The 11,446-nt window shown below is 45.7% G+C and carries 14 protein-coding genes; 1 reads left to right on the forward strand and 13 read right to left on the reverse strand.

Annotation, left to right across the window (positions count from 1 at the left end; all coding sequences use genetic code 11):
- Nucleotides 1–119: 119 nt before the first annotated feature.
- Both ACWI_RS15240 and ACWI_RS15245 read right to left on the reverse strand, forming a co-directional pair.
- Complete coding sequence (locus ACWI_RS15240; RefSeq protein ID WP_070372302.1) at nt 120–923, reverse strand: EFR1 family ferrodoxin; 804 nt, start codon at nt 921–923, stop codon at nt 120–122.
- A gap of 17 nt (nt 924–940) precedes the next feature.
- Entirely contained in the window at nt 941–2,068 is a 1,128-nt protein-coding gene (locus ACWI_RS15245) for a DUF3810 domain-containing protein (protein ID WP_070372303.1), read from the reverse strand.
- A 138-nt stretch (nt 2,069–2,206) separates the two neighbouring features.
- Between ACWI_RS15245 and ACWI_RS15250 the strand changes: the two genes are divergently transcribed.
- On the forward strand, nt 2,207–2,971 hold the full coding sequence (locus ACWI_RS15250) for a DUF6036 family nucleotidyltransferase (RefSeq protein ID WP_070372304.1): 765 nt from the start codon (nt 2,207–2,209) through the stop codon (nt 2,969–2,971).
- Here the strand turns inward: ACWI_RS15250 and ACWI_RS19085 are convergent.
- The 11 genes from ACWI_RS19085 to ACWI_RS15295 all read right to left on the reverse strand — a co-directional run bounded on the left by ACWI_RS19085 (nt 2,968) and on the right by ACWI_RS15295 (nt 11,094).
- Nucleotides 2,968–3,123, reverse strand: coding sequence for a hypothetical protein (locus ACWI_RS19085; protein ID WP_175440958.1), 156 nt, complete (start codon nt 3,121–3,123; stop codon nt 2,968–2,970). The genes ACWI_RS15250 and ACWI_RS19085 overlap by 4 nt on opposite strands.
- A 291-nt stretch (nt 3,124–3,414) precedes the next feature.
- The gene (locus tag ACWI_RS15255) at nt 3,415–4,002 is read right to left on the reverse strand and encodes a type IV toxin-antitoxin system AbiEi family antitoxin domain-containing protein (protein WP_070372305.1); all 588 of its coding nucleotides are present in this window, start codon (nt 4,000–4,002) and stop codon (nt 3,415–3,417) included.
- A 184-nt stretch (nt 4,003–4,186) separates the two neighbouring features.
- Entirely contained in the window at nt 4,187–4,354 is a 168-nt protein-coding gene (locus ACWI_RS19570) for a DUF3810 family protein (protein WP_084633741.1), read from the reverse strand.
- An 87-nt stretch (nt 4,355–4,441) separates the two neighbouring features.
- Nucleotides 4,442–5,578, reverse strand: coding sequence for a type II toxin-antitoxin system HipA family toxin (locus ACWI_RS15260; protein ID WP_070372306.1), 1,137 nt, complete (start codon nt 5,576–5,578; stop codon nt 4,442–4,444).
- Nucleotides 5,565–5,849, reverse strand: a complete 285-nt coding sequence (locus ACWI_RS15265) for a helix-turn-helix domain-containing protein (RefSeq protein ID WP_070372307.1) — start codon at nt 5,847–5,849, stop codon at nt 5,565–5,567. Before ACWI_RS15265 ends, ACWI_RS15260 begins: the two co-directional genes overlap by 14 nt.
- 147 nt (nt 5,850–5,996) lie before the next feature.
- The gene (locus ACWI_RS15270; RefSeq protein ID WP_070372308.1) at nt 5,997–6,992 is read right to left on the reverse strand and encodes a GGDEF domain-containing protein; all 996 of its coding nucleotides are present in this window, start codon (nt 6,990–6,992) and stop codon (nt 5,997–5,999) included.
- Nucleotides 6,993–7,192: 200 nt separating this feature from the next.
- Nucleotides 7,193–7,378, reverse strand: coding sequence for a molybdopterin-dependent oxidoreductase (locus ACWI_RS15275; protein WP_070372309.1), 186 nt, complete (start codon nt 7,376–7,378; stop codon nt 7,193–7,195).
- A 115-nt stretch (nt 7,379–7,493) separates the two neighbouring features.
- Nucleotides 7,494–7,703 (reverse strand): hypothetical protein, encoded by a 210-nt coding sequence (locus tag ACWI_RS15280; RefSeq protein WP_070372310.1) that lies wholly within the window; start codon nt 7,701–7,703, stop codon nt 7,494–7,496.
- Between the two features lie 8 nt (nt 7,704–7,711).
- The gene (locus ACWI_RS15285) at nt 7,712–8,377 is read right to left on the reverse strand and encodes an alpha/beta hydrolase (protein ID WP_070372311.1); all 666 of its coding nucleotides are present in this window, start codon (nt 8,375–8,377) and stop codon (nt 7,712–7,714) included.
- Nucleotides 8,378–8,486: 109 nt separating this feature from the next.
- Nucleotides 8,487–9,824 (reverse strand): HRDC domain-containing protein, encoded by a 1,338-nt coding sequence (locus tag ACWI_RS15290; protein WP_070372312.1) that lies wholly within the window; start codon nt 9,822–9,824, stop codon nt 8,487–8,489.
- Between the two features lie 67 nt (nt 9,825–9,891).
- Entirely contained in the window at nt 9,892–11,094 is a 1,203-nt protein-coding gene (locus ACWI_RS15295) for a type II restriction endonuclease (RefSeq protein WP_070372313.1), read from the reverse strand.
- Nucleotides 11,095–11,446 lie beyond the last annotated feature (352 nt).

Consider the following 11,446-nt stretch of genomic DNA (forward strand, 5'->3'; position numbering starts at 1 on the left):
TAACCGTATATACCCCGGTTTGGTGGTTTCTATCGTTTCAGGTAGCAGGGCGGGTGATTACGATGGCGGACAAAAACCAAAATGCAGCGCCGTCGCTGGCGGGCCGCATCACCTAAAGTTTAGGCCTCCGGGCCCTGATAGCGGGGGAACTTCTGGGGATCGGTAAGAACGCCGTCGATGGTGATGGCGCCGTTGGGACAAAAATTATAGCAGCGCATGCAGGCCGTGCAGCCGGATGAAAAAACAAACCGGTTGCCCGTTAGCCGGATGCTGCCGGTGGGGCAGTTCTCGACACAGGCCATGCAGCGGGTACAGCTGGCCCCATCGACGCCGAGGGTCTGATAAAATTTGGCAATTGCTTCGGGGACTTTTTTGCGGATCATCGCCCCAATCAGCAGTTGCGGCCCGTGGCCTTTGATCCGCTTGCGACCGGCCATCAGGCAATCGACCAGGCGCTCCAGTTCCTTTTGATCCTTTACCATCCGCTTAGCCAGCTTGGCCCGGTCCAGCGGTTTGCTGCTGGTGACATTATTGCAAAGCCGAATATTCACATAGGCCGACAGGGTCAGACCCGATCCGGCCAGCAGCTTTTGCATCTCGGTGGGGCCAAAAGCGTTGACATAACCATAGGTGTTGATGGCATAGGCGCTTTTGGCCATTTTCTGCGGCCTGACCAAGCCCACCACCCGGCTTATAAAGGCCCCCATGATCGGGGGAATGTCGCCACCGTAGATGGGGTTGGCAAAACCGATGGCATCGGCTTGGGCGATCATCCCCCGGAGCTCTACATCTGTGAGGCTGGTCTGGATATCGATGGATACCTGTTCGGCCTGATGGCCTTTTTCCCCGACGATTCTGGCAAATTCCCGGACAGCCCAGCGGGTGTTGCCGGTGCCGCTAAAATAAAAGGTTGTAAAGTTCATTGCATCTCCTTTTAATCTTATAAAATATCTGGGGAAGGATCATAGTCATTGACCCATTTATAGCGCTGTTCTGCCAGCAACAGATTGACCATTTTATGATAGCTGCTCACCCCATCGGTCTGGTTATTCGCCTTCAGATAGGCATCATTAACATTATTTGAAACATCTGAAACGATACCCTCATATTTAGACCAATACTGATCGCGCTCTATCATATCCTGCCGCACTTGCTCGGGCAGACTGGAGATAATCGCCAGGGCCTTTTGTTCATCAACTTTTGCAAGCGCCGAGATGGAATAATCAAAGGCCTGAAAAAGTCCACTATAACGGATCATGGGATCGTCCTGCTGCCGGCAGGCCAGATAGGAGATGAAATTCGCCTCATCTTCATACATAAAACCACACTGATGGGCCAGTTCATGGGTCATCGTGGCCGGTATCATCGAAACTGGCAGATCCGCATTAATATCCGATTCCAGCGTAAACGGGATAAAAATACCCATTATCCCGGCCCGCGACATCAGTTTTGACATGACCACTGGTTTTGGTGTTGAGTATAACGACCGCTCCAAAATCGGATACTGCTTTGCCAACAGCTGCATCGACAACACCGATTGTTGTGCATAATAAAAAAAATCATCGGGAGCATTTAGCATCAGGTCATGATTTTCATCGATTTTTTCTCTTGTCTGTCCCATTTCATCGGCAAGTGATTGACACAGTTTCACCAGTTCCTCCTCGCTGTAGGTCTCCTCATGATATGGGGTATAGGCTAAGAAAGAATCCCGATAATAATTCAAGCCCCCCAAGAGAGTAAAACAAAAATAGATCACGCTGGCCATCGCAACGATACCCAAACTAGCACGATAAACGGCCATCCCCCGGTCACCTTTACTGATGATAACCTGGTGCAGATAATAACCAAGGTATACTGGCAAAAATAATAAAACCGCGACCGCCAGCCATTCACTGACCGAAAATTTTACCAGCGAAGGTAAAAAACCCACGGCATTTGATACTATCGGATATGCTGTCCGGCTGTATTGTTCCGCCCAGTTTGGATGATATTGGGCATATTGATTAAGCAGATAGGCCACCACTCCCGGTAAGATAACGAGCCATCGCAGCGATAAAAATTTTTTCATGATGCCCCCCTTTGATATAGTTTAAGATTGACTAGTTAATATCTCAATATCCATTTTCATTATCAAGGGTTTTTGGCCATAACGTATGGTATAATATTATCACTAAAAGCGGACTCCGCTTGTCTTGGAGGTAATACGATGGATGCTCACCCTAATATCGGACTGCTGGATAAAAGCAAACTGCTGGAAATATTCGACTACCTGAACCAGCAGCTTAAGGAAAATGCGATGCAACTGGAACTGACCATTTACGGTGGATGTATTATGACCATGGTGTTTGATAATCGCCCGGCCACCAAAGATATCGACTGCGTGTTCAGCTTGGCCAATGACAAATTGCTGGAACATATCCTGAAAAATACCCAGTTTGTTTTTGACCTTTCTGATGGCTGGATCAATGATGAAATTAAAGAACCGCTAAAGTCGATTATCGCCGAAGAACTGGAAACCTTCAAAACCTATTCCAACTTGAAAATCTTAAAGCCCAAAGCCGAACAACTGCTGGCGATGAAGATTCTTGCCGCACGGCCCGAGCCAGCCAAGGATTTTACTGATGCCGCCCTGCTGTGTAAAACCTTGAACATCACCACCAAGGCAGCGCTGCTGTTATCAAAAGACCCGGCTTTTCTGGAGAGTCTATCCGTGCCACTTGATATCGCCGCCCTGGACAAATCCGAACGCCACTATCTGACGATTATTTTTGCGATCATTGACCATCAGCTCCAGCTTTTACAAATCCCGGTTCCCAACTGGATCAGAGACCGCGCTTTTTGTTTTGATGAACCCTACTTCCACTCGCGTCACCTCAGTGACTTTGACAAGGTCAAGCTCCAGTACACCGTCCCCGGCCCCTTCCGGGCCCGACAGGTTTATCTTGACCCGGATGGTCTGAAACGGGTTTAGTCATCAGCATCCCGACCTTCGGTGCAGAGCTCATCCAGGTAGCCATCATCGATAGCCGAACCGGGGCTATTCGACCCGGTTTTTGCCCAGCTATTTCGCCAGATACAAGCGTTCATCGACCCGGTGCAAAACCGTATCCAGATTATCGCCATTTTTAAAGGCCGCCTTTTTCCCACTCTAACAAACGACACACATCTTCATAAGAATACTTTTGATACAGGGAGAATGACGATTTTCGATAGGGCTTGCCATAATATTTAGCATTGCGATATAAACCATACTCAACTAATTCCATCAGACCGGTTTTAAAGCGGTCATCCTTTAGTTGTTCATAAAACGAAGCGGCTGGGCGTTGGTCTTCTAAAAAAACGGCATTTTCAAAGCTGTTTCTGGCCGCCCCAACCTGAAATTGATTGGATTAGATATTATGGATTCTGCATTTATCAAATCAGCACCTCCAGATAGGTTTTTAAAACATCACTACACTTTAAACGTTCGGCATAACGATATAGTTTATTGATGTTGCGATCTTCTTTTTTTAAATATTTGGTCAATATTTCTTTAGTTTCTTCAATCCCTATCTTGTTACGGTAATAAATAATATCTACCACCGTTTTTTCAATGTCATAAATCTTAAATCTATTTTCTCCTGTCCATTGCTCAAGAATTCCAGTTTCATAACGTTCTTTCTGGAAGTAATATAAATTGAATGTTGGCCAGTCTGGTAAAGTTGTGATGTTTTTTTTCCTCGGTAAGGCAACATCAATTGAATCCGGCCGATAATTGGACAAACCATAATATACCGCGGCGCTCATCAGGCAAATAACACCAGTTGGCGCATAAGCATAAACATAGATTAAATCTGAAACTTCGCCGTTGAAATTGCAATTTTCATAGTTACTTTTATTCAACCTGTTGAGCTTACCTTCTTCAACAAATTTATTAATTTTGTAGTAGCTAAATCCCAGTTTTTGTAGTTCTTTTGTATTAATGATTTTTTTATCTTCAGGTATTTGTAGTTCTTTTTTCATTTGCCCTCACTCCATAAGCCAATTATACCCAGAACGCCGGTTATTATCAGTATTATTTTAAATGAAATGCGGCTATTTTATAGATTAGCCGCATTTCATTTAAAATTAAATTATTAAATTGCTGGTTCACTAGTCAAACCCTCAAGATCTAACTTCAACTTACCCACCAAAATGCTGTGCTGACTTAAGTTAATAAGTTGTCGTCAGGCACTGTCAGAATTATGGGATCGTCCTGCTGCCGGCAGGCCAGATAGGCGATGAAATTATCCTCATCTTCATACATAAAACCACACTGATGTGCCAGTTCATGGGTCATCGTGGCCGGAATCATGTATAAATTGATGGCAGGCACCGTCAGCCTTCAAAAGCCCAGGATTTTTTCAAATCGCTGGTAAATCTGTTCGGGATCAATGCTGACCGTTGCCGGAGCATCACTGACTCATCTGTTTTTGTCACACAAGTGGTAAGCGGCAACGATATCTTTTATGGCTGTGGCAATATCTTTTGCTTTTTGATCCTTGATCCCAATTTTCCTGGCGACTTCCAAAATATCGCTAAACCCTGGATTTTTACCGTTGCCATTAACGCAGGTGGCATGTTCGCCGCCAATCGAAACACTATCCGTTAAATCATAAGCGGGTGAAAGAATCCAGCCCTGTTTTTTTTCATCATAAAGAAACGTGAAGTTCTTCGAATGATCATCGCGATTATGGGCAAAAACATTGAAACACATCAGCCGATACATCTTTTCAACCTCAGAAAAATCTTTTGTCAATTCCAGCGTCAATTTCATCAGAATGTTGTAATCCAAATTGGGGATACGATGGGAAGTTTCCAGCATCCCACTTACTGAAAGCATATGAATCCGTTTTTTCTTACCCTGTTCGTCCTGTTTTCGGTCAAATCTTTGGGTGCCAAAATATCCCGGACCAGTATTTGAGGTAAAGAGCTTTGTTTCCTCCATCTCAATACCGCATTCTCTGGCACACAAAGAATATCGATATTCCTGGACCCCAATGCTTTTTATATCTTCTGATGAAGGAAATTTGATGATCCAATCGATATCATTGATCTTTGTTAAGATCTTCGGTCTGGCCCCGCCGGAAGAACCGCCAAGACTGAAGAGATCATCCAGATTATCCGAATCGTCCGTTATGAGCATCTTTGCACACTCAGCTGCAATTTCATCAAGATCAACGGCCGGATTCGATAAATCAAAGTGATGAACCGGTTCATAGGTCAATGCGCCCATCCCCGATGAACCAACGATGGCCAAACGATCCAGACTACTGATTTCAAAGGGATTGATATGATTTTTTAATAACAACCGATCAACCAGCAACCGCCCCCAGCCATCCGGAAGACTATCCGCAAACACTCCAAATAAGCCTTCAAAGGGATCAACCTTGGGAATAAAGACACGCTGCACCAGTGGCAGTGAAAATGGGCTGATCGAAAAGCCATCAGACAACCATTCTTTGGTATATTCGAAAGCTACCTGCCGATTCTGGTAAAGTGCCATGACCCCCACAGGCCGATCATGATACCGAACCGTCAGTTTTTTAATCCTGTTCATCGATTACCTCCTGGATGGATAAAAAAGGTTGCTCCGCAAATAAGTTAATCAGTTCATCTTCACAGTTTAAGGCAATAGCGATTTTTGTCAGGGATAATAATGAGATTTCCCCACTGCGTTCAAACCGTTTCAGCGAACCCAGGCTGACCCCTGATTTTTCACTCAGTCTTTCCTGTGACAGCTTCTGCCGTTTACGGATGCTGCGAATTCGCCGGGCAATTAATATACCGATTTCGAGGGGTGTTTTTTGAGTTAAAAATTCTATATTCATAGTTAATATATTAGCTGATACGAGTGTTTTTGTCAATAATTAGCTATTATATTAGCTGACTTAATTCGTTTTTTGCAATATGTTGATAAGTTGCGGTCAGGTACCTATCCATCTTACAGGTAGCCATCAGCGATGGCCGAACCGGGACTATTCGACCCGGTTTTTGCCCAGCTTTTTCGCCAGATACAAGCGTTCATCGACCCGGTGCAAAACCGTATCCAGATTATCGCCATTTTTAAAGGCCGCCACCCCGAAACTGCAGGTAACCTGGCCGGCGGTTTCGAAGCGGTGTTCGGCGATAATCTTCTGGAGCCGCCAAGCCACTACCATCGCCGCCTCGCGCTGGCTGTCCGGGAGAATGATGACAAACTCTTCCCCACCCCATCTGGCAAAAAGATCGCTTTGATTGAGATTGCGCCGGACGATCCCGGTCAGTTCCTGCAAAACCTGATCGCCGATCAGATGCCCAAAACGGTCGTTGATGGCTTTAAAATCGTCAATATCAAACATGATCACGGCCAGATTCCGGTCGGTGTCGGCGATACTGTTCGCCAGTCGGGCATATTCCTGATTAAATTTGGCTTTGTTATCGATCCCGGTCAAGGCATCGGTTTCGGCCATTTTTATCAATTCAATGGTATGCAGATATTGGATTCGTTTATAATAATTGACACTGTAGGACGAAATACTGCTTAGCACAATGACGATCACGATGTGAATGATCGCAGCCAGAAAATCAGACCGATTGATTGCGGTAAAACTGACGCTGACAAAGACGAAATAGCCGATGCTGACAAACAGCGCTGTAAAAATAGAAAAAAGCCACCGGTTATTGATCAAAAAAACAGCCAGAATAATAATCATCACGCCAAAGGCCTGAATCAGGATATTCGGGTTGGGAATTTGGTTGGAGATATAAATAAACGACATGGCAATCATGATTTCCAGTCCGGTAAACCAATAGATCAGCGATTCATAGCGGGTGACCCGCCTGACTTTGAAATACAAAACAAGCATGGCGGCCAGCACAACACTGCGACTGATAAAGACCGCCCTGAAAGCATCGGCCGCAGTGATCAGAAAATACTCCGGGATGATAAACGAAAAATAAACCATGGCGGTTATGAGAATGGTAAACGACACATAATTGATATTCCTGGCAATTTCGGCATTATAAAAGGCTTTTTCCAGTTCCTTATCCCGAAATTGGCCCCATTGAAGTGCCCCACTGGCGTTATTTTTTTTGTTCCGACGGTGTTATGGTCTTCCATTGCAACCCGCTTTCCATAAATTTGAATAGTTGGTTCTATTCTACCATAATGTGGGCCGGGCTGACAGGCTTTTTAATTCACGGTGGCGTCGTTGTCATAGCCCCGCTTTTCCCAAAAACCCCGGTAGTTTTCATCACTGGACAGTTCAATTTCAGTGACCCAGCGGGCCCACTTATAGCCCAGTTTATCTTCGGCCACCACAATAAAGGGAAATCCCATTGACGCTGGCAGGGCCACGCCGTTGGCTGCATAGGCCAATAGGATCTCCTTCTTATTTTTTTACGCCGGGCCGCTTGAAATTGCTGCCCTGGACAAATCCGAACGCCACTATCTGACGATTATTTTTGCGATCATTGATCATCAGCTCCAGCTTTTACAAATCCCGGTTCCCAACTGGATCAGAGACCGTGCTTTTTGTTTTGATACGCCCTACTTCCACTCGCGACAACTCAGTGACTTTGACAAGGTCAAGCTCCAGTAAACCGTCCCCGGCCCCTTCCGGGCCCGCCAGTTTCGTGATCCCGATGGTGTAAGAAACGGTGATAAAATGCTCATATGGGGGTGCGGTTTTATTCGGATTCATTACCTATTTTATACCAGCCACTGCAGCCCCCTGGCCAGGCGACCCCGGGCGTCGTCAAAATGGTTGCCGGGGTTTAGTTCAAAAATGGTCTCTGCTCCCAGGCTGCAAAGCTGCTGTTCGGCGGCGATGGTTTGGTCTTCCACCACCCCCAGACGGCTATTGCGGGTGATCTTTTCTTTATCGCCCAGCGAAAAATACGCCCGTTCCGGTATCTGTAGCGGCTGATTCTTTAAGATAAAATCCCCAAAGCCATCATACCATAGCGATCCGGAGATCGACCCGACCCGGGTAAACAGATCAGTCCGATAGATAGCATAGAGGGCAAACAGACCGGCCAGGGAATACCCGGCCAGCACCCGGCAGGCTGGCGTCAAACCGAGGCTTGCTTCCACCGCCGGGATGATCGTTTCGGTCAGTTCCGTCAGATAGGCATCGGCCCCGCCGCCGAAATCTGCGCCGCCCTTGAAAGCTCTTGGGGCGGGCCAGGGCGACAACTCGCGATTCCAATCGACCTGGTCGATGGCCACCAGAACCGCATCTACACCCGCTTGTTTAACGGCCAGATCGGATAGCTCCGCCCCCGCCATGTGGAGATAGATAATTGAGTCGCTGGTAGCTTTTGGGTCAGCCATCACCGTAACGTGTCGTTTACCAATTTCGATAATCTTATTCATTTTCTTCACCTTTTTTAACCACCTGAGAAATGCCAGGTCTTATGGAAATGCCTGCCCGTTTGTTTCGGGCTTAGCGCGACAGTTCGGGGGAGATTTGAAATGGGCTTTTTCACCCTTTTGAGACACCAATCAGTGCTTCCACTTTCTGTTGCAGGGCCGGGTTTGTCAGCCAGATGGTGGTTTCAAAGACGTCCGGAAAAGCAAAACTACGGGCAGTTGCTGGAAACTTGATGATAATTTCATGGCGGCTGACACTTTTGACGGTACCGGTCCCGAAACTCTGGTGATTGACTTTTTCGCCGACTAGCTGAGATGGTGACCAACGTGGGTTTTGGTCAGCCTTGGGTGGTTTTTCATCGTACTGTTTAGCCGGATTGATCACTGCCAGAATAGCGGGACCATACTTTTCAGTTTTAACCGGCCCAAAACCCGGTAACCGCTGTAAGTCGGCCAGTGTTTTTGGTTTTTGGGTGATCAGATTCTCCAACTGTTGATTATTGAAAACCACGTAGGCCTGGACGTTTTCTTTCCGGCTGGTGGCCAGTCGATAGGCTTTAAGACGGGCAATCAGATCGTCATTTTGCGGTGATGACACGGTGTAAGTTACGTCATCGGTCTCCCGAACCGCCGCTTTTTCGCTTTCCGGTAGCGGGGCACTGCACGTCTTAGGTGGTGCCGGGGCGGCTACCGTTACTCCCGTCAGGATGGCTTCATATTTTTGGGTGTAGTCGCTGGCCAGTGGCTGATGCAAAGCTAGAATTTTTTCTGCCCAGGCTTGCATCGCTTTTTCACTGGAAGCCAATTCTTTTGACTTTTTATTCTGATTCTTGATATGGTTAATCAGCTGATCGGCCCGGATCACCCGATCCTTGACATCTTTTTTGGCATACTTGGCATTTAACACCGTCTTGGGATTGGCCAGCACGACTATTGATTGATGAAAATTGTCAAAGCCACTCTGAAAACCAAGGCGCTTGATCGGATTGGTGGCTTTTGCCAGCCGGAGCTGCCGATACACTTCCAGATGCCGCTGGTTCTGGGTAATCGGTGAATAGATCCCTTCTCTAACCGTGCGGCCATTCCAGGGATAGCTGCGGACAAAATTGCCCTGGTTATCAATCTCGATGTTGCCATAAAGGTTCTTGCATTCGATAAAAAAGACCAGCTTCCGGGTGACCACGACATAGTCAATCTGGGCGGTCAGATCTTCATGCTGGAGATGCAGGTCGTGGATAATGCACATCGGCATACCGGAGTTTTTCAGTTCAAAGGCAATGTTTTTCTCACCGACTTCGCCATAGCTGACCAGGGATAGCTCCCGGGCAATATCATCTTTGAGCTTGCCGGTGGCCTGGGCATGGAGTTCTTTAAGCCGGGCAATCTGCTGGCTGGTATCGGAATCTTCTTTTAAGAAGATGGGGGTGGTGTTGGGGGTGAATAGGGACATGGGGACCTCCTTTAAAATGCAAACAATATCTCAATTTATAATATATTCTGGGTATAAATTTTTCTATCTACCTTTGCCGTTCTTCTACAAACTCAAAAAATTGATTGACATCCATCAGCCAGGCCTGCTGTTTTGTGTTGAAAGTCTGATGCAGCGGTCTGGGCACTACCAGCTGGACATTATTATAGATCATTTCATCCGTCTGATTCTCACTGATTGCAGCTTCCATGGTAATCAGATGCTTATGTGCAATCCTCTCTGCTTCCGGCAGTACCTGTCGCCAGCGATCCTTACAGGTTGTTTTTGCACCAAGCATGGTTAGTAGATCTGTGCTGAAATCGGGATTATGGTAGGCGTCGATTGATGGAAAAATAAAATCCGGTTTCGAGTTATTCTCCGTTTTTTTTGTCCTATCATATTGTATTCCTCTGTTCTGCAACAGACACTCCACATGGTTTTCCAGTGCACTTCCTGCACGACTCTTACGTCGATTCTGCACTGATAGCGAAAAACTGATAAATGCATCCACATCGTCTTCAAATCCGGTTTTAAGTCGCTCCCTTATCAAATACTTCTCCAGAGTCCGGAAAAGCATTTCTTCACGCTCCATCCAGCTAACAATAAGCTCATCCGGGCTTTCTCCCAGATTCATATTTACTGTAGACCGGGAAAATTCAGAAAATACCCTTGTTTTCGGAAAGGTGCCATTGAACTTTTCAAGGATCAGCTCCAGATACTGTTCGCCATCTTCTTCAATGGTAATGCCTATCTGCTCCAGAATGTATTTTGAAGTGAAATCAAGACGGTTATGTTCCTTATCAAAGTCTGCTCTGACAGAATAGTCCGATTCAGCAGGTTCTTCGAGGCCGAAGAGCCATCTGATCTGATTTTCAATTGTTGAGTCTTTTTCGGTAAAAATTACCAATACATGATCATCAGGTCTTAATGCCAGAAAAAGAGTATCCCCGGTAGAAGCCTGGGAAAATGCCTCAGTAGTCGAATAATACAACCTGTATTCAGAACGTTTCGGATCATTTTCCCTGGCATCATACCAGGTCAAAAAACCCTCCTCAACGTTCGGCCATTCATCAGTATCATTCAAATAGATAAAATGGGCCGGATAAACCTTTCGTGTCGCCCCAAAAATTCTTTTCAGAGCAACAGCCCCATTAAATTCGTGTTGATTACTGGTCGCTTTATCCACTTCCACTGCGCTCAGTTCTTTTTGAGCCACTGCTTTGAAATACTGTGAAAGGTACCCTTTTTTCATTCATTTTCTCCAATCATCAATCTGTTTTAACTCTGAACTATTTATATTAAAATAATGAATCAAATCATTCTATGTTGAATTAATAATAGCATTATGACATCTGATACTCAACACTATTTCAGAAAACATGTTTGATTTTTTCGATATTTCAGACGTTCATCATATTTTTATGGTATTATCAATAATATTACGAACAGTAAGTAAACGGATTTTAATTTACTATTGTAGGTAATTGCGAAATGAAAAAGATTTAGAGCTCAGAGAATTCGGCGGTAAGAAACAGATAGACTTCATGAAGACGGAAGGGAAACGGAACGGCAAAGCAATCAATGTGTTGAAAAAGATGAGAAAA

The organism is Acetobacterium wieringae (assembly GCF_001766835.1).
GTDB lineage: Bacteria > Bacillota > Clostridia > Eubacteriales > Eubacteriaceae > Acetobacterium > Acetobacterium wieringae.